Source organism: Stenotrophomonas maltophilia (assembly GCF_023518235.1).
Lineage (GTDB): Bacteria > Pseudomonadota > Gammaproteobacteria > Xanthomonadales > Xanthomonadaceae > Stenotrophomonas.
Genome location: NZ_CP090423.1, coordinates 4034784 through 4053682 on the forward strand (window position 1 = coordinate 4034784; position 18899 = coordinate 4053682).

The window sequence follows — 18899 nt, forward strand, 5'->3', positions numbered from 1 at the left end:
TGTTGGGGCGATGACCGGGAGGTGCTCGACCGGCTGGGACCGAAGATGTCGGTGCTGGTTGCGTGGCTGCGCCATGATCTTCTCCTCGCAACGCTGGAGGACTTTGATGGTCAATCTGCGGCGCAGGGAGTGTGGTTCGAGGAGATCATCACCGACGCCATCGCGGTGCTTGGCATGCACGAGATCGGCCGAACGCTGTTGACTGAACTGGCTGGCGATCTGGCTGTGACCGGAAGATCGTCCTTGCTGTGGCGAGTCATTGCACAGAACCAGGACGCTGCCCGGCTGGAGCTGCAGCAGACGCTCAAGGCGGCTGAGGCTGGGGCCAACACCGTGCTGTCCGCTGCAGGTGCGAGCTGGGCGGCCTTTGTGTCCGGGACGGCGCATCTGAAGACCTTCATCTCCAACTATCGCAAGATTGAGGCTGCGCAGAAGGAGGCAGTGCCATCCACCGCCAGTGCCCGCATCCTTCGCAACAGCGGCATTGATCGATTTGTCACCACCACCGGCGCGTTCCTGCTGAATCGATTCCCGATGAAGGGCATCCAGGATACCGCCGGCAATGCCATGGTCCGGTTCGTGCTTCTGACGCGGGCGTTGATGGAGCGCGATGAGGCCGTCAGCCTGGTGGCCGAAGAACTGAGCAGCGGCCAGCAGGGCAAGCGTTACTTCCTGGAGCGTATCCAGTTCTATCGCGCCAAGGGCAGCGCGCTGCCGATGCAGTTCGCACTTCGGGACCTGGAGCTGCATCACGGTGCGCTGGCGATGCGCACGCGTTGGCAGGCTGCGGCAGAAAGCAGCCGCAACGTGGTGCGCCTGAACTCGCTGACCGGCGTGCTGGAAATGGTGAACTTCATCCATCTGGCCACGAAGGTGGACAAGCAGACGCGAGACTATGCGACGTTATTGGCTTCTGGAATGTCGCTTGTGGCTGTGTATACCGGTGTACACGAGGCGGTGGCGAAGGAGTTTTTTGGTGTGGGTAGCGCCAGTGCCATACGGATGAAGGTTGCCGGAAGTGTGATGGCCGGGGCGGGTAGTTTTATTGGGGCGTACTACAGTCTGTCGGACTTTAAAGATCGACTTGAGGATGAGCGGCACTGGACTGCTGCGGCTTTGCTGATGAAGGCGGCGCTAACATCGGCGATCGGTACTGCGAATTTTCTCACCGCGCTAGCTTATTCATCTCCCGTAGTTGAGCGCCATTTGGGGCGAAATTCGTTGAGCTTGGGCCTTCGTGGATTGAGGGCTGGGCTAGAGGCTGCCGCCGCGAAGGAAGGGGAGTTCGCTCTGTCTAGTCAGGCTATGAAACGCCTTGGTAGTTGGATATTGCGCCTGAGCGGCTGGGAGATTGCATTGGCATTGATTGTGATTGAGGTGAGGGTGTGGGCTATCAGTCCGAGCGATCTCGAGAAGTGGTGTGAGTCCAACGTATTCGGGAGGGGAGCTAGTAAAGTTCTGGGCACGGGTAGCGGCAGCAGGAACAGACAAGTGGCCGTTCTGAAGCAGAAGGACGCATTTGACAAAGCAATCGGGAAAGTAGCTGCGAGATCGCAGTTGTGAAAGGTGCACAGCACATGGAGGTTCCGAGCAGTAGTCCGCTCGATACGGAGGCTGGTGTGATCTCAGGACTTTTCGTTGAACATGCGTTGGAGGATGTTCTGTCCCGTTCTGACGATCGAGAGCACATGGCCGCAGCAGGTGTAGTTGCAGCTGCGCTCGGGTTGAGTGGGCCATCGGCAGGCATGGCGGTGATGTCAGGCGAAGGGGCGCCGGAGCCAGTGGTGCGAGTCAGGTTCATGCTGGGAGAACTATCGGTATCTGCGCTGCTGTGGAACTGGCCATTCAGGGACGGGCAGAGGGTTCGAGTGGTGGGCAAGCGACGGCCCGATGGAACGTTCTTTGCGATTTCCGTACTGGACGAAGACCAGAGGCTGATCGTTTCCTATCCGCACGTCACGGCGGGCAGTGCCTCGCACTGGCTGCGTGTCTTCTGGGTCTCCTTGGGGATCTCAGTAGTTTGGTGGGGGGGCGCAGCCGCTCTCGCAACTGCCTTTGTCTGGGAAGTTAAATCCGATAGCAAGTTCGAAGTCATTTCTGGCGCCTGCGTTGCCGGAGCCATAATTTTTGGCGTGATCGGATGGAGGATCGGACGTCGCTTATCTAGATTTGCGAGGATGGCAGATATGGTATTCGCTGCGCTGGACTGGAGTAATCCAAAGAAGATAAAACCTTAGAGCCCGACGGTTCGGTCGAGCGCGAGAGGGTGATGGTTCCGGTGTTGGGGATACCTACTTCAGGTACTGAACGTGCGTGGTCATAGAAACCACTGGCGGCTGATGTCTATCGCCCTTGGGAGGCCTGTGCCTTGCGGAGATTGTAGTGAGTACTCAAAGGCGATTGCGGACACCTGGCAAAGTGCTGTTCGAAACAGATGCCGGTGTCATTTCCAACCTGCGGGTCAGACACGTGGTGCAGAACGTCTTCTGGCGCGACGGGGATCGCGAAAAGATGGCGGCCACGGGCGCCGTTGCCGCCGCGCTGGGCCTCAGCGGTCCCGCCGCTGGCATGGCGATGATGTCCAATGAGGAAACGAAAGAGCCCGCCACGAGAGTTGAATTCCGGTTTGGCGAAATGCTGGTGAAGGGGCTGTTCTGGAATTGGCCCTTCAATGAGGGCGACTCCGTGCGGGTGGTCGGGCGTCGGGACAAGGCGGGGAACTTCATTGCCTTGTCTGTGCTCGATGAGCAGAAGAGACTCATCGTCTCTTATCCGTATGTCAGTTCAGGTAGCTGGGCCCACTGGATCGCGGTGGCCAGGTACTCGCTGGCTCTATCTGTACCCTTGTACATGATCTACATCGTGTTTTCCCTGATCAACGCCCTCACGGGAGACGGACTGGCACCCCTGGAGATGATCGCGGATGCGTACTTGATATGCGTTCTGGTTTGCTTCTACCTTGGATCCAGAATTGGCCGCCATTTCACGCGGTTCGCAAAGATGGCCGATGCGATATTCGAAACGCTGGGTTGGCCCAACGCAAAGCGCATCAATCTGAGGCGTATCACCAAGCAGAAGCGTCAGCCGGGCGACCATCCCGCGCTGGGCGATACCTATTTCAGGTACTGACCAGTAGCTCCTCGCACCATCCTCCCCAGCAAACCGCTCGTCCCTACCGAGCCGCCGCAATCGCCTTCACCCGTGCCTTGGCCAGCGCTTCACCAATCGCTGGGCCTTTCAGGTGCGTCGTATCCAGGTCCCGCGCCTGCACCGACATTGCAGCCTGATGCAGGCGCTTGAGCGTTTCACCCTGCGGATAGTCGGCATCCTCAAAGCCCAGCCGGCCGCGTTTGTCGGCCTCGCAGCACAGCGCGATGCGCGCCACCCGCTCCGGGCGGCGCAGTGCATCACAGCGACCCAATAGGTCCAGCACCGTGGCGTCGCGCAGTTCGTCGATGCGATGCACGTTCAGATGCTCGCGGCAGACCGCTTCGGCCAGCTGCTGGTGCTCGGTGGGCACCTTCAGTCGCGCACACAGTGCTTTCAGCGGCTCGATGCCGCGTTGCTCGTGCATGACGTGGCGCGGCCATTCGTCCGGTGGGGTCAGGCCCTTGCCGAGATCGTGGGTGAGTGCGGCAAAGCCGACCAGGTCATCGCCCGGCGCCAGTTTCGCGGCCATGTCGCTGACCATTTCCTGGTGGATGCCGGTGTCGACTTCCGGGTGGAACTCGGCACGCTGCGGCACGCCGTACAGCGCTTCCAGCTCGGGCAGGATCGGGCCCAGCGCATGCGCGTCGTGCAGCGTACGCAGGAACGCCGAGGGCCGTGCGCTGACCAGGGCCTTGCGCAGTTCCTGCCACACCCGCTCTGGCACCAGTGCATCCAGCTCGCCACTGGCGGCGACCTCGCGCATCAGCGCCATCGACTCCGGTGCGACGGTGAAGCCCAGCGGCGCGAAGCGCGCCATGAAGCGCGCCGCGCGCAGCACACGCAGCGGGTCTTCGACGAAGGCCGGGCCGACATGGCGCAGCATGCGCTGCTCAAGATCGCGCACGCCGCCGTAAGGATCGACCAGCGTGCCGGTGTCTTCGTCGCAGGCAATCGCGTTGATGGTGAAGTCGCGGCGCTGCAGATCCTCTTCCAGCGTCACTGCCGGATCGGCATCGACCACGAAGCCGCGATAGCCGCGGCCGGACTTGCGCTCGGTGCGCGCCAGCGCGTATTCCTCACCGCTCTTCGGGTGCAGGAACACCGGGAAATCGCGGCCCACGGCGGTGTAGCCCAGCGCCTCCATCTGCGCGGGCGTGGCGCCGACCACCACCCAGTCGCGGTCGCCGGCAGGACGCTGCAGCAGGCGGTCGCGCACGGCGCCGCCGACAAGATAGATCTTCATGGGCGGGATCATCGCACGACCGCGGTGCGATCAATCCCCGCCCGGGTCGGCGTTGGCGGCGCAGCTGAAGTTCTTGCGCTTGTCCACCAGGCGCCCCATCAGGCGGTCGCTCAGCGGCAGGGCATCGCCGTTGAGGCGCCAGTCGTAGATCACGCTGAAGGCCAGCACGCGGGCCACGTACTCGCGCGTTTCCTTGTAGCTGATGGTTTCGATCCACAGGTCCGGGTCGTAGCCCGGGCGCTGGCTCTGCCACCGCGCGGTCGGGGTCGGGCCGGCGTTGTAGGCGGCAATGGTCACGTACGGCAGGCCGTCGTACTTGTTCATCAGCTGGCGCAGGTAGGCCGTGCCGATGGCTATGTTGGTGTCCGGGTCGTACAGGCTGTCGGCGCCGCCGTAACCGGTCAGGCCGATCGACTTGGCCACGCCGGCGCCGGTGGTCGGCAACACCTGCATCAGGCCCATCGCATTGGCAGGCGAGCGCGCGCGCGGGGTGAAGGTGCTCTCGGCGCGGATCTCGGCGGCCACCCAGGCCGGGTCCAGTGCATTGCGTGCGGCTTCGCGGCGGATGGTGGCATCGTGGTGCAGCGGGAAGCGCAGGTCGTACAGGCGCTGTTCCTGCGGCTGCTTGCCGAGCGCGAACACGGCGCGGTCGAACCAGCCGTTGTCCTGTGCCACGCGCACGGCAAGACGGCGCTGGGTGTCATCGAAGCGCGACAGCGCGCTGTTCCATTCGGCCACGGCCCAGCCGGTGCGGTCGATCTGGTACAGCGCCATCGCCCGCTGGATGGCCGGGTCGCGGGCGATCGTGGCCTGCGCCTGGGCGCTGTCGTTGGGCTTCCACGGACACAGGGTGTAGCCCTGTTGCAGCTTGTCAGCGGCCAGGAAGCCGTGGAAGGTCGGAGCACGGGCGGCGTCGCGGAACAACGGCTGCGCCTGCGATGCCTGGCCGGTCTTTTCCAGCATGCGGCCTTCGAAATAGGACCAGCGCGAATCGCTGCGCTGCTTGCTGCCCATCTTGCGGATCGCGGCCAGCGCTGCCGGCCAGTCGCCGCGCGACATCGCTTCGCGCACACGCCATTCGTGCAGCCGCTCGTCGTAGGCCGATTCCGGTACCGCGTTGAGGCGGCGCGCCGAGTCGGGCAGGTAGGAGGCTACCGTCCACAGTGCGATCTGGTACAGCACCTGGCCCTGCTGCGCAGCGCTCAGGCCCAGCGCCTGCGCGTACTGCGGCAGCTGCTGTTCGGTGGCGCCCGGGTCGGCCTTGGCCAGCTTTTCCAGGCCATCGGTGGCGATGCGCCGGCTGCGCTCGGTGCGCGGCCAGTTCAGCGCGCTGGCATTGGGGGTGTCGACGAAGGCGGCGTAGCTGTTGGCCTGGGCCAGCTCGGCGGCAGGCAGGCCGCGCGCGGCGCTGCGCATTACCGCCGGTTGCTGTGCGTCGGCGGCGGCATCGATGCGTTCCCAGCGCAGGGCATCGCTCAGGCCGCCCTGTGCCTGCAGCACGGCGAACACCGCGTCGCAGCCGTCCGGCAGCGACTTGCCGTTCTTGCGCCACAGATCCTGTGCTTCGCTGATCCACTTCGGATCGACCTTGCCGGTCACCTGGCGGGCCGTGAGCTGCGCGCAGCGCAGGCCCACGTTGTCGGTGGGCGCCCAGTTGGCCAGCAGCGTGGGCCAGTCCTGGCGGCGCGCGAGCGAGGGCAGCCACACGCTGCGGAAGGTCGTGGCCACGGCCTGGCCGTCGTAGCGCTTGAGGAAGGCCTGCGCCTGTGCGCGATCGACGGTGTCGATGTTGCGGCGCAGGTTGGCGTACTCCAGCCAGCCATAGGCGGGATGGCGGCTGAGCGCGGCGGCCTGGCCGGGATCGAACTGGCCACGTTCGGCAGCGGCGATGGCAGCCTTCAGCTGCGCGTTCTGGGCGTCGAGGGACTGGGCATTGGCGCAGCCGATCAGCAGCGTGGTGGCCAAGGGCAGCAGGGACAGGGCGGTCGAAGTGCGTCGGGTCATGGCGCTGAGCATAGCGGGCGTTGGCTGAATTCAGTTTCGCATCGTGTGCACGCCTTGGATGGAATGGGCTGGCGATGGATCTGGCCGGGGAGGTGTCCATGCGGGGGCGGCAGAAGCGACAACCGGTGGCGCTGATTGCAATCGTGCGATGATTCCGGCACAGCGCGGCCCGCCCTGCGTGGGCCGCTGTTTCCGCGAAGGAGCGTGGTATGCGCTATGTGGCTGTGCACACCCGTGCGCTGATGTCCGGCATCAATCTTGCGCCGCTGGTGGATGTACTGCTGGTGGTGTTGGCGCTGGTGATCACCACCTTGCCGATGGCGCAGACGACAGCGTTGCGGCCGTTCGAACAGCGTACGGTATGTCCGCCGGGCCCTGGCCACGCGTTGCCGGCATCGGTTGCACTGCGTCTCGACGCAGCCGGCGGCCTCTACTGGAATGACCAGCCATTGGACGACCCGGCATTGCAGCGTGCCCTGGCCCAGCTCCAGCGGTTGCCACCGGGGCTCCAGCCCTCGCTGCACCTGACCACCGCCGACAGTACCGACTACGGCGACATGGCGCGGGTGCTGCTCGCCATCCAGGACCATGGCCTTCGCGTCACCGCGCAGGGCTACTAGCGCAGGCACCGGCAAGGCCGCTTGATGTCCGCTGGCAAGTCTCGGCGCGTGATGTCGTGCCCGGCATCACACCGCCCGCTTCGAACAGTACCGTCCGGTTTTTAACTGTAGTGATCTGACGCAATTGGTAGGTAATTGCGTCAATTCTGTGTGAAAAAGTGTCGATCATCACGCCGTGATTTTTACCGCTTGTTTACAAAGGAGACGCTGCCGCCATGCAGGGGGGAGCGCGGCAGCCCATGTCCCGACATTCCTTTGGAGAGAGAGCGAATGAATCACCTGCACCACCGCCCGTTGGCGGTTGCCGTTGCGCTGTGCGTGATGGCCCTGGCACCGTTGGGTGCCGCTGCGCAATCCACCACCAATCTGGACGCGGTGGAAGTCACCGGCACCCGCATCAAGCGTGCTGAAGTGGAAGGCCAGGTGCCGATCCAGACCCTGACCCGCGGCGACATCGAGCGCACCGGCCTGAGTTCGATCGGTGAAGTGCTGCAGCAGCTCACCGGTTCCGGCTCGGCGCTCAACGCCAAGTTCAATTCGTCCGGCAACTTCGGTTTCCCGCCTGATGGCAGCGGCGTGGGCGCCGGTTCGGCCCAGGTTGACCTGCGTCATCTCGGTGCCAAGCGCGTGCTGGTGCTGGTCGATGGCATCCGCTGGGTCAACGAGTCCTCGGCGTCGGGCGTGGGCGCGGCCACCGATCTGAACACCATTCCGCTGGCGATCGTCGAACGCATCGAAGTGCTGGAGGACGGCGCATCGTCGCTGTACGGCTCCGATGCCATCGCTGGCGTGGTCAACATCATCACCCGCCGCGAGTTCGATGGCGGCCAGGTCACGTTGAACTACGGCGAGTACAGCAAGGGCGATGGCACGCAGAAGGGCGTGGACCTGGCCTGGGGCACCAGCGGTGACCGCTACAGCCTGTTCCTGGGTGCCAGCTGGACCAAGCAGGACCCGGTGTTTGCCCGCGACCGCGAGCAGTCGCGCTTCCCGATTCCGGGCACCGGCCTGGCCTTCGGCAGCGGCGGCATTCCGCAGGGTCGCTTCGCCTTCGTCGATCCCAACACCGGTGCCGAGCAGGACATCGTGCCCAACACCGGCGTGAGCAACCCGCGCTATGACGGCAGCGCCGGCTGCAACCGCAGCGATGACTACCACTGCTTCACCAGCGCCGACCGCTTCAATTTCGCTGAGTACAACATGGTGCTGACGCCGTCGGAACGCAAAGGCCTGTTCGGCCAGTTCCGCTTCGACATCACCGACAACGTGCAGTGGTACATCAAGGCGTTGGGCAACCGCCGCGAGTCGACCAACCAGGCCGGCCCGGAACCGCTTTTCTTCGGTCCCGACGGCGCTACCGGCAATCCGTTGGCCGACAACATCGTGGTCTCGCGCCTGAACCCGTACAACCCGTTCGGCTTCGACCTGGTGTCCTCGGGCAACATGAGCCTGATCGGCCGGCGTCCGGTGGAAGGCGGCGCACGCGTGTTCAAGCAGGAGGTGAACACCACCTACGTGGCCACCGGCCTGGTCGGTGACTTCCATGCGGCCGACCGCAACTGGTACTGGGACGTCAACGGCATGTACAGCAAGAACAAGGCCGAACAGACCAACTACGGCAGCTACAACATCTACAACGTCAACATGGCCCTGGGTGACCCGGCGGTGTGTGCGGCCACGGCGGGCTGCGTGCCGCTGAACATCTTCGGCGGCGCCGGTTCGATCACCCCGGACATGCTGAAGTGGATCCAGCCGGTGGTGCGCGACCGCAGCCAGAACGAACTGAGCCTGTTCACCGCCAACCTGTCCAGCGAACTGTTCACCTTGCCGGCCGGCGCGGTGTCGTTCGCCAGCGGCTACGAGTACCGCAAGTACAAGGGCTGGTACCAGCCGGATCCGCTGACCGTGATCGGCCACTACAACGGCGTGCCGTCGCAGCCGACCTCCGGTTCGTATGACGTCAACGAGGCCTACCTGGAGCTGAGCGTGCCGATCTTCGCCGACTCCGCGCTGGGCAAGAAGCTGGACCTGAGCCTGGCCGGGCGCTATTCGGACTACTCCACCTTCGGCGGCGAGTTCACCCCCAAGTACGGCCTGCGCTGGCAGGTGACCGATGACTTCGTGCTGCGCACCACCTACGCCGAGGGCTTCCGCGCACCGTCGATCGGTGAGCTGTACGGCTCGGCCGCGCGTGCCGATCTGCAGCTGTTCGATCCGTGCTCGGTGGGCCTGGGTGGCACGCCGCCGCGCGGCAGCGCCGCCAACTGCGCCGCGCTGGGTGTGCCGGCCGGCTTCCAGCAGGCCAACTCGCAGATTTCGGTGACCACCGGCGGCAACCGCGACCTGGAGCCGGAACGTTCCCGCAGCTTCAGCGCCGGCTTCGTGTGGAGCCCGTGGTTCGGCAACAACACCTCGTGGTCGGAGCGCTTCGACGTGGAAGTGACCTTCTACCGCCATGCCATCGATGGTGCGATCCAGGCGATCAACGCGCAGACCCAGCTGGATCTGTGCGTGGATACGCTCGACCCGGTCTACTGCGATGGCATCACGCGCGCCAGCACCGGTGCGGTCAGCAGCTTCAACAACCGCCTGACCAACCTCGGTTCGATCAAGACCGATGGCTGGGATGTGGACCTGTTCTGGACACTGCCGCAGAGCTCGATCGGTCAGTTCAAGCTGGGCTGGAAGAACACCTTCGTCGGTCGTTACGAGGCCACCGGTGCGGCCGGCCAGAGGCAGCCGCAGAAGCCGGGTGTGGAAGTGGCCGACAGCTCGATTCCGGAATGGACCAGCAATGCCAGCATCGCCTGGACCTTGGACCGCTGGAGCGCCAACTGGACGGTGCGGCACATCTCCGAGCTGACCGAGAACTGCGGTGACGCGGTGGCCTTCCCGGTGTGCAGCAACCAGGCGGCGGGCACCAATACGCTCTCGGCCACCACCTTCCACGACCTGCAGGTGGGCTACAAGATCGACTGGATGAAGGGGCTGCAGCTGAGCGCTGGCCTGAACAACGTGTTCGACAAGGATCCGCCGATCTGCCTGTCGTGCTCGTTGAACGGCTACGACGCTTCGACCTACGACATCCCGCGTGGGCGCTACTGGTACCTGCGCGCGGATCTGCGGTTCTGATGGCGGGATGCCGCGCCGGAATTCTCCCGGCGCGGCGCTTGCTTCGCTTGGACCGGGCGGGCGGGAGGCGTGTTGCGCTGGGACCGCACAGGCGGTGTGTTTGCCGTGAATTGGTAGGGTCGAGCTTGCCCGACTGCTTTTCGCAGTTCAGTCGAGCATGGCTCGACTCTACAAGAGCGGGGCAGTCGAGCAAGCTCGACGCTACGGGAAGCGCGGCGCCCGGGTTGCACCGGCGCCGCGTCTGGATCAGAACGACCAGGTGAAGGTCAGCGCGCCGTTGCGGCCATCGCCGAACGCGCCGTAGCCGTTGATCTGCGACAGGTACTGCTTGTCCAGCAGGTTGTTGAGGTTGGCCTGCACGCTGAACTCCGGCGAGATGCGGTAGCGCACGAAGGCGCTGACCAGCGCATAGCCGCTCTGCTCGATGCGACCGTAGGCCGGCACCGGATAGTAGATGCGGTTCTGCCAGTTGGCACCGCCACCGACGGTCAGTGCCTGCAGCGACTGCGGGGTGTAGCTGGTGAACAGCTTCAGCGCGGTCTGCGGCAGGTTGGTATTGATGTCGGCACCATTGATGTCCTTGGCCACGTAGCGCGACGCACCGAAGGTGGCATTCCAGCCCGGGGCCAGTTCACCGTTCAGCTCGAACTCGAAGCCACGGCTGACCGTGCCACGCGCGGCGCGGTAGGCGGTTTCGCCGCCGGTACCGCCGATGACCGGCTCACCGGTGGACTGGCCGACGTTGTCCTGCTCGATGCGGAACACGGCCACCGAAGCATTCAGTCGGTTGTCGAACCAGGCACCCTTGACGCCCACTTCGTAGCTCTTGCCGTCCACCGGATCCAGGTAGCTGCCGTTGCGGTCCTTCAGTGTCTGCGGCTGGAAGATTTCGGTGTAGCTGGCGTAGGTCGAGTAGGTGTCGTTGATGTCGAACACCAGGCCGGCATACGGCGTGGTGACTTTGTGCGCGCGGTCGGCGCCTTCGCCTTCGCTCTTCCAGTCGGTGTAGCGGGCGCCGATGATCAGCTTCAGCGGATCGGCCAGCGACAGGCGTGCGGCGGCGTAGCCGGCCTTCTGGGTGATGGTGCCTTCGCTGGCCAGTGCCAGCGGGTTCCAGTTCGGCTCGTTGATGTTGCCGGTCCAGTTCAGGTAGCTGGCAAACGGGTTCCAGGTCTGGCCGGCGCCGCCGATCTGGTAGTCGCCGTAGTTGGCGTAGTCGCGCTTGTTGTAGCTCAGGCCAGCCATGAACTGATGTTCGCGGCCGAACAGCTGGAACGGACCGTCGACATAGCCGTCCACGCCGGTGACCTTGCGCTCGGTGTTGTAGAAGCCTGCCGAAGGCGAGATGCCCGCGCCAGTGGTCTTGTCGAAGTACGACGCGCCGCTGGTCCAGTCGTTGTAGGCGGGGTAGAACAGCTTGTCGTCGGCCTTGGTCTCATCGTGGGTGGCGCCGACCTTGAACTTCCAGCCATTGCTGAAGGCATGCTGCAGGGTGGCGAAGGCGCGCTTGCTGGTGGTATCCCAGTAGGTCCAGTTCGGGCTGGCGTTGAACGATTCGTCGTAGCCGGTGCGCGAGCCGTCGGAGTACAGCATCGGGAATCCACCCCAGGTGGCGCCGTTGGCGCGCTTCTGCTGGTAGTCGTAGCCCACGCTCAGCTGCGTGTCCGGGGTCAGGTCGGCATCGATCACTGCATAGCCCAGCGTCTTGTGCTGGTTGTAGCGGTCCATCTGCGCGTCGGTGTCCAGATAGCTGCCGATCACGCGGCCGCGCACGGTGCCGCTGGCATTGAGCGCGCTGCCCACATCCACGGTGGTGCGGGTGCGGCCCCAGCTGCCGACGTTGACCGACACGCTGCCGGCCAGCTCGGCGCTGTCGGCGTGCTTGCGGATCAGGTTCACCGATGCGGACGGATTGCCGGCGCCGCTGAGCAGGCCGGTGGCGCCGCGCACCACTTCCACACGGTCATACAGCGCCAGGTCCAGGCCGGAGTCACCGTAGCTCCAGTTCTGCACCATCTGCGTGGGCAGGCCATCGAACTGGTAGGCATCGATGTAGAAACCACGCGCATAGAACTCGGTGCGCTCGCTGTCGGACTGGGTGCTGGTGATGCCGGTGGTGTTGCCCAGCACGTCGATGATGTCGTCCAGGTTCTGATCTTCGATGCGTTGGTGGCTGATGATGCTGACCGACTGCGGAATCTCGCGCGGCGCCAGGTCGAAGCGGGTACCGGCCGAGGTGCGGCGCACCGAGTAACCTTCGGCACGCTCGCCCTTCACCACCACCTTGTCGAGGGTGGTCGGGTCGGCGGCGGTTTCGGCGAAAGCGGCCGGGGCCAGGGCACAGAGTGCAACGAGCACGGCAACGGACAGCCGCTGCGGCTGCGGGGTACGGAAGGTGGGAGCGGTCATGGAGTTCCTGGACGAGCACGCGCGTTCGGCCGGCATCCAGGAGGCGAGGCGCTACGGGTAGGGGAAGGGCGGGCAGGCCGTCCTGGCACCACCGGAAACGAAAGAAATGGTAATACGAACTATTCCTATTTACAAATCATGAACGAACCGGCTGGTTGTTCATGCGGGCAGGTGGGTCAGCGCAGCAGCGGCAGCGGGTCGCGTGCGCCGTCGGCGCCGTAGATGCCCCAGTGCAGGTGGGGCGGCGTGCCCCTGGCGTTGCCGCTGTCGCCGACCTGTCCGAGCAGGTCACCGGCCTGCACCACCTGGCCGCGCGCCAGGCCCTCGGCCCAGTTCTCCAGATGCGCGTAGTAGTAGCGTTCGCGGGCCGGACCGATGACCCACACCTGGCGGCCGCCCAGCCCTCCATCGCGCACATCAGCGATGACGCCGGCCGTGGCACTGCGCACCGGTGTACCGCGCCTGGCGAAGATGTCGATGCCGGCGTGCGAGCGGTCACCACCGCGTGGTGCGCCGAAGGTGTCGGCGATCTGGCTTGGGCGTATGCCGTCCACCGGTACCGGCAGGTGCGTGGCGGCCGGCATCTGCGAAAGCGACCAGAGCATGCGCGGTGCGGCCGCCCACGGGCTGTTCCACAGCGCCACCGCGGCAACGATGGCACTGGCCAGGAACAGGCCGCGCAGCAGCCAGCGGCGCAGGCGACGGGCGGGGGAGGTGGTTGTGCTCATGGCTTTTGATTGTAGAGTCGAGCCATGCTCGATGGCTGTCGCCTTGCGGTCCCACAGCAGTCGAGCAAGCTCGACTCTACGGGTGTGGTAGCAGCGGCACCTCGAAGCTGCGCTTCAGCGTGCCCAGCGCCACCGACGTACGGAAGCGCTCGATGTTGTCATCGGCGCCGAACAGGCGTTCGGTGATCGCCTCGTACTCTTCCATCGACGCGGCTGAAAGCAGCAGCAGGAAGTCGCCATCACCGGTGATCGAGTAGCACTGCTGCACGGCCGGGTCGTCCTGTACGCGGCGCTTGAACGGCGCTACGTGTTCACGCTGCTCGCTGACCACACGCACCTCGACGATGATGGTCAGCGGCCGCCCGACCTTCGCCGCGGCGACCACGGCCACATTGGCGGCGATCACCCCGCTGTCCTGCAGGCGCTTGATCCGCCGTTGCACGGCCGGGGTGGACAGGTGCACGACCTCGGCGATTTCGCGTTGCGGCAGGGTGTTGTCCCGCTGCAGCAGGTCGAGGATGGCGCGGTCGAAACTGTCGAGCAGGGGGGCGGTGGCCATGGTGAGCAGAAGTTGCACGAACAGGCTGTCAATTGAGCCAAGTGCTCGGCCCTGGCGCAATAGACTTTGCGCATGCAGACCTCACGACTTGCGCCGATGTTGCCGGCGCTGGCGGTGCTCGGCTCGGTCACCTCGCTGGCCATCGGCACCTCCTACGCAAAACAGCTGTTTCCGCTGATCGGCGCGCAGGGCACCAGCGCGCTGCGCGTGGGCTTTTCGGCGCTGTTGCTGCTGCTGTTCTGGCGGCCGTGGCGCTGGAAGACCCGCCGCCCGGATGCGATCACCATCCTGCGCTACGGGCTGACCCTGGGCCTGATGAACCTGCTGTTCTACATGGCGCTGCGCACGATTCCGTTCGGCATTGCGGTGGCCATCGAGTTCACCGGGCCGCTGACGGTGGCGATGCTGTCGTCGCGGCGGCCGATCGATTTCCTCTGGGTGGGCTGTGCGGCGGTGGGGCTGCTGTTGCTGCTGCCGATCGGTGGCGGCCCGGCACTGGATCCGGCCGGCGTGCTGTACGCGATGGGCGCGGCGGCCTGCTGGGGGTTGTACATCGTGTTCGGCAAGCGCGCCGGACACCTGCACGCGGGGCATTCGGTGTCGCTGGGCCTGCTGGCGGCCTCGCTGGTGGTGGTGCCGGTGGGCGTGGCGCATGCCGGTGCCGCGTTGCTCGATCCGAAGATCCTGGTGGCCGGCCTGCTGGTGGCGCTGGTCTCCAGCGCGATCCCGATGTCGCTGGAAATGATGGCGCTCAAGCGCCTGCCGAAGGAGACCTTCGGCATCCTGATCAGCATGGAGCCGGCGGTGGCCGCGCTATGGGCGATGCTGCTGCTGCACGAGCACCTGCATGGGCTGCAGTGGCTGGCGATCGGCTGCACGGTGCTGGCCTCGGTGGGCAGCACGATGACAGCAAGGCGGCTAAAGGTGCCGGTCACCACATGAAAAAGGGGACGGAGGGGATTAAGTCGTTTGTGCCACAAACGACTTAATCCCCTCCGTCCCCTTTTTTCAGCGCAGGGCGTTGGCCGGGACGTCGATCGCCATGGCCAGGGCGAGGTGATCGGAGAACGCGGCCGGTACGGCTTCCACGCTGCGGGTCTGCAGGCCGCTGCTGACCAGGATGTGGTCGATGGCGCGGTCCGGGCGCCAGCTGGGGAAAGTCGGCACGATGCAGCCCGGCGGCTGCAGCCGGGTCTTCTGGTACAGCACCTGCATTTCCGGCCGCTCGGCCAGGCAGTTGAAATCGCCCATCAGCACCGCGTTCGGGTGGTCGGACAGCAGCTCGGCGATGAAGCCCAGCTGCGACATCCGCGAGCCCGCACCAAGTGACAGATGCGCCACCGCTACGGCCAGGCCGTCGGCGCCATCGCCGAACCTGGCCAGCAGCACGCCGCGCCCGCCGATGCGGCCGGGCAGGGCGTGGTCCTGCACTTCCACCGGTTCGAGCTTGCTCAGCAGGCCGTTGGCGCTGGAGGCAACCCCGCCCATGCGCCGGTTCGGCTGGTGGCTCCAGTAGTTGAAGCCGGCGCGCTGGGCCAGGTAGTGGGTCTGGTTGGTGAAACCCGAGCGCAGGCTGCCCGGGTCGGCCTCCTGCAGGCCGACGATGTCATGTTCGCGCGCCAGGCTGGCGATCGCGTCCAAGCTGCTGCGCTTGCGCCCCGCCGGCAGCGCATGTGACCAGCTGCGGGTCACATAGTCGCTGTAGCGGCGGGTACTTGAGCCGGCCTGGATGTTGGCCGTCAGCAAGCGCAGGGTCCGTGTACGGGGGGAATTCACGGCCGGGAACAACGTCCTTTGGATCAGTGAGCCTGGGCGGCACCGCGTTCGCGGGCGATCAGGTGGTCGGCAATGCGCAGCATGTCCGGGAAGCTCTTGCCCTTCACCAGGTACTTGCCGTTGACGATGATCGACGGGGTGCCGCTGATCTGGCTGCGCTGGGCGAACTGCTTGGCCGAGTTGGTCTTGGCATTCACCGCGAAGCTGCCCATGGTGGCGGCGAACTGCTTCGGATCCACGCCGTAGGCGCCGTAGAACTTGGCGATGTCGTCAACCGAATCGGTGCCGCGCTCGCCCTTCAGGGTCTTCTGCGAGTGGATGGCGGCATACAGCGCTTCGTGGGTCTTTTCCTGCACGCCCAGGGTCTGCGCGGCGTAGAAGGCACGGGCGTAGTTGTCCCAGGTGCCGCCGAACATGGCCGGCACGTAGACGAAGTTCACGTCGCTCGGCAGGCCGGCCTTCCACGGGCCGACCAGCGGCTGGAACGCGGCACAGGCCGGGCAGACATAGCCGAAGATCTCGACGACTTCGACCTTGCCGGCGGCCGGCTGGAACGGCTGGCCATTCGGAATCAGCTGGTAGTCGGCGCCTTCCACTGGGGCCGGGCCGGTCAGTGCGGTGGTGGTCGGCGCCGGAGCGGCGGCCGGCGCGGCGTCTGCAGCGGCCTTGTCGCCTTCGGCAGCGGCCGGTGCAGCGCCTTCGGCGCCTGCGGCAGGCGCCGCCGGTTCAGTGCTGGCCGGCGCAGCGGCCGGTTCGGCCGGGGCCGCGGTGGTGTTGGCGGTGCCGTCGTCGGCCTTGCAGGCCGCCAGGATCGGCAGCAGCGCTGCGAGGGCGAGGGCGGCGAAACGGGTCTTCATGGAAACGTCTCCAGCATCTGGAAAGGTGGGACCGGCACCGCAGCACCGGCCAAGGGGAAATGATGACACGCGGCGGCGACAGCGCCGTGTCGAGGGTAGGGGTTGGTTCAGCGGCCGCGGGCGGCGCGGGCCTGGGCGATCAGCGCCGAAGCGATGCGCAGCTGGTCGTCGAAGTTGCTGCCACGCACCAGATACTGGCCATTGATGATGATGGCCGGGGTGCCCGGCACCTTGGTGCGCTGGGCGAATGCGCGGGCAGCATCGACCTTCTTCTGCACGGCCTCGCCACGCAGCGCCTGCAGGTAGCGGTCCGGGGTCACACCGTAGGCCTTGTAGAAGGTGGCGAGCTCATCGGCCGAAACGTTCTGCATCGGCAGCGAGCCGTCCTGGTGCAGGGCCTTGAACACGGCGGCATGGCTGCGCTTGGCCACGCCCACTTCGTCAGCGGCGTAATAGGCCAGGGCCCAGGCATCCCAGGGGCCACCAAAGGCGGCCGGGACCGGGGTGAAGCGCACGTCGGCGGGCAGTTTGGCCGCCCAGGCCGCCAGCTGCGGTTCGAAGTGGGCGCAGTGCGGGCAGGTGTACCCGAACACCTCGACCACCTCGATCTTGCCGGCCAGCGGCTGGAACGGGCCGGGCTGGGCGATGCGTTCGTAGTCTTTGCCCTCCACCAGCGGCGCGCTGGCGGGGGCGGCGGTCGCGGCCAGCGGCAGCAGGACCAGCAGGGACAACAGCAGGCGGGAAATCAACCTCATCGACACGCATCTCCGTTGAAAAAAACAACGCCGGCGCAGTCGCCGGCGTGAAGGAAACATACCGCAGGAGCGGGCGCTGGTGGCGGCCCGCGCCGACCAGTGGTGGTCAGGGGGCGGCGACCGGTTGTGCCGGCGTGGCCGCAGCGGCCACATCGTCGGCCTTGTTGTGCAGGCCCTGCAGGTAGCTGGACAGCGCCTGCACTTCCTGTTCGCTCAGCTTCTGCGCCACCGTGGCCATGATCTGGAAGTGGGTCTTGTCGGTCTCGTGGGTCTGCCCGGCCTGGTATTCCTGCAGGCGGCGGGCGACATAGCTGGCGTGCTGGCCGCCGATATGCGGATAGGCTGGGCCCGGATTGCCGGCGCCACTGGGGCCGTGGCACGCCATGCAGGCCGGCAGCCCACGCTTGGCGTCGCCGCCGCGGTACAGCTGCTGGCCGATCTCGTAGAACTTCATGCCCTTGTAGGGGCCGTCGGCGACGACCGTATCGTCGGCGATGCCGGCGGTGGCCTTCTGCGTGGCGAAGAACGCGCCGATATCGCGCATGTCCTGCGGGGTAAGGTTCTGCACGAACGGCACCATCGCCACCGCTGCGCCGGAACTGCGCTGCCCGTTGGCGATCAGGGCCATCTGCTGGGCCACATAGCGCTCGCTCTGGCCGGCGATGGACGGGTACATCTCGACCGTGGAGTTGCCGTCGGCGCCATGGCAGGCCGCGCAGGCCGAGGCCTTGGTCTGGCCGGCCTTGGCATCGCCCCAGTGGGTCTTGCTGAAATCCACTTCCAGCGAGGCGGTGTTGATCGGCCCGTTGTCGGGCAGCGGGGTCAGCGTGGTCTGCGCGAACGCAGCGGCGGCAACGACGACAGCAGTGGCAAGGGCGGATACGGCAAGAACGCGAGCGTGGCGCATGCTAAAGCTCCGTATGGACCGGGCCGGGCGGTGGCCGCCGGCATCGCCCGGATTATCAACGGCGTTTCCGCGCACGGTCAACGCAGCAGTGCAGCAAAATGCCCCGCGCGGCCCCCGGAACGGGCGCGCGGCGCCGCAACATGCGATCCTAGGCATATGTCATTGCTCATCGAACGCGCCCGTTACCACCTTTCGGCCCACAACGCGCGGCAGCTGCCGCCCGATGAAGGGGCCGAGGTCGCCTTCGCCGGCCGCTCCAACGCCGGCAAGTCCAGTGCGCTCAACGCGCTGACCCGCCAGAACGCGCTGGCCCGTGTTTCCAAGACGCCCGGTCGCACCCAGCAGCTGGTGTTCTTCCAGATCACCCCCGAAGCCAGCCTGGTCGACCTGCCCGGTTACGGCTACGCCAAGGTGCCGCTGGAACTGCAGGCGCACTGGCAGGCCTTCATCGACAAGTACTTCCGCACCCGCGAAGCCCTCAAGGGCCTGGTGGTGGTGATGGACATCCGCCATCCGCTGAAGGACTACGACCGGCAGATGCTCTCTTATGCCGTGCAGCGCGGCATGCCGGCGCACGCGCTGCTGACCAAGGCCGACAAGCTCAGCCGCAGCCAGCAGATGCAGACCCTGCAGAAAGTGCGCAAGGAACTGCATTCGGCCTACGGCGACAGCGTCAGCGTGCAGGTGTTCTCCGGCGAGGACCGCACCGGCGTGGACGAAGCCCGCGGCGTGATCGGCGGCTGGCTGGGTCTGGCGTAA

At 65.8% G+C, this 18899-nt stretch carries 16 protein-coding genes; 7 read left to right on the forward strand and 9 right to left on the reverse strand.

Annotated elements, in window-relative coordinates:
• The first annotated feature begins 45 nt into the window (after positions 1–45).
• From LZ605_RS18795 to LZ605_RS18805, 3 genes are all read left to right on the forward strand, one after another.
• Entirely contained in the window at positions 46–1563 is a 1518-nt protein-coding gene (locus LZ605_RS18795; protein WP_249842855.1) for a T6SS effector BTH_I2691 family protein, read from the forward strand.
• A gap of 14 nt (positions 1564–1577) precedes the next feature.
• Complete coding sequence (locus tag LZ605_RS18800; protein ID WP_249842856.1) at positions 1578–2237, forward strand: putative type VI secretion system effector; 660 nt, start codon at positions 1578–1580, stop codon at positions 2235–2237.
• A 181-nt stretch (positions 2238–2418) separates the two neighbouring features.
• Complete coding sequence (locus LZ605_RS18805; protein ID WP_249842857.1) at positions 2419–3129, forward strand: putative type VI secretion system effector; 711 nt, start codon at positions 2419–2421, stop codon at positions 3127–3129.
• 43 nt (positions 3130–3172) lie between these two features.
• On the opposite strand, the gene LZ605_RS18810 is transcribed toward LZ605_RS18805, so the two are convergent.
• A complete protein-coding gene (locus tag LZ605_RS18810) occupies positions 3173–4393 on the reverse strand; it encodes a multifunctional CCA addition/repair protein (RefSeq protein WP_249842858.1) in 1221 nt (406 codons plus the stop codon).
• A gap of 30 nt (positions 4394–4423) precedes the next feature.
• The gene (locus LZ605_RS18815) at positions 4424–6409 is read right to left on the reverse strand and encodes a transglycosylase SLT domain-containing protein (protein ID WP_249842859.1); all 1986 of its coding nucleotides are present in this window, start codon (positions 6407–6409) and stop codon (positions 4424–4426) included.
• Between the two features lie 197 nt (positions 6410–6606).
• Between LZ605_RS18815 and LZ605_RS18820 the strand changes: the two genes are divergently transcribed.
• Together LZ605_RS18820 and LZ605_RS18825 are read left to right on the forward strand one after the other, a co-directional pair.
• Complete coding sequence (locus LZ605_RS18820) at positions 6607–7017, forward strand: biopolymer transporter ExbD (RefSeq protein WP_249842860.1); 411 nt, start codon at positions 6607–6609, stop codon at positions 7015–7017.
• 321 nt (positions 7018–7338) lie between these two features.
• A complete protein-coding gene (locus LZ605_RS18825) occupies positions 7339–10149 on the forward strand; it encodes a TonB-dependent receptor (RefSeq protein WP_423172566.1) in 2811 nt (936 codons plus the stop codon).
• Between the two features lie 246 nt (positions 10150–10395).
• On the opposite strand, the gene fhuE is transcribed toward LZ605_RS18825, so the two are convergent.
• The 3 genes from fhuE to LZ605_RS18840 form a co-directional block, all read right to left on the reverse strand.
• Positions 10396–12558: a ferric-rhodotorulic acid/ferric-coprogen receptor FhuE gene (gene fhuE, locus LZ605_RS18830; protein WP_249842862.1), complete on the reverse strand. Its 2163-nt coding sequence runs from the start codon at positions 12556–12558 to the stop codon at positions 10396–10398.
• 176 nt (positions 12559–12734) lie between these two features.
• On the reverse strand, positions 12735–13286 hold the full coding sequence (locus tag LZ605_RS18835) for a M23 family metallopeptidase (RefSeq protein ID WP_249842863.1): 552 nt from the start codon (positions 13284–13286) through the stop codon (positions 12735–12737).
• A gap of 76 nt (positions 13287–13362) precedes the next feature.
• Positions 13363–13845, reverse strand: coding sequence for an Lrp/AsnC family transcriptional regulator (locus LZ605_RS18840; protein ID WP_249844952.1), 483 nt, complete (start codon positions 13843–13845; stop codon positions 13363–13365).
• A gap of 72 nt (positions 13846–13917) precedes the next feature.
• Here LZ605_RS18840 and LZ605_RS18845 point away from each other — a divergent pair, with 72 nt between their 5' ends.
• Positions 13918–14787 (forward strand): EamA family transporter, encoded by an 870-nt coding sequence (locus tag LZ605_RS18845; RefSeq protein WP_249842864.1) that lies wholly within the window; start codon positions 13918–13920, stop codon positions 14785–14787.
• 66 nt (positions 14788–14853) lie between these two features.
• Here the strand turns inward: LZ605_RS18845 and LZ605_RS18850 are convergent, their stop codons facing one another.
• The 4 genes from LZ605_RS18850 to LZ605_RS18865 form a co-directional block, all read right to left on the reverse strand.
• A complete protein-coding gene (locus tag LZ605_RS18850; protein WP_181358691.1) occupies positions 14854–15591 on the reverse strand; it encodes an endonuclease/exonuclease/phosphatase family protein in 738 nt (245 codons plus the stop codon).
• Positions 15592–15644: 53 nt separating this feature from the next.
• Positions 15645–16478: a thiol:disulfide interchange protein DsbA/DsbL gene (locus LZ605_RS18855; protein WP_249842865.1), complete on the reverse strand. Its 834-nt coding sequence runs from the start codon at positions 16476–16478 to the stop codon at positions 15645–15647.
• A gap of 107 nt (positions 16479–16585) precedes the next feature.
• On the reverse strand, positions 16586–17233 hold the full coding sequence (locus LZ605_RS18860) for a thiol:disulfide interchange protein DsbA/DsbL (RefSeq protein WP_057497386.1): 648 nt from the start codon (positions 17231–17233) through the stop codon (positions 16586–16588).
• A gap of 106 nt (positions 17234–17339) precedes the next feature.
• Positions 17340–18140: a c-type cytochrome gene (locus tag LZ605_RS18865; RefSeq protein ID WP_107232033.1), complete on the reverse strand. Its 801-nt coding sequence runs from the start codon at positions 18138–18140 to the stop codon at positions 17340–17342.
• Positions 18141–18296: 156 nt separating this feature from the next.
• Here LZ605_RS18865 and yihA point away from each other — a divergent pair, with 156 nt between their 5' ends.
• Entirely contained in the window at positions 18297–18899 is a 603-nt protein-coding gene (yihA, locus tag LZ605_RS18870; protein ID WP_107232034.1) for a ribosome biogenesis GTP-binding protein YihA/YsxC, read from the forward strand.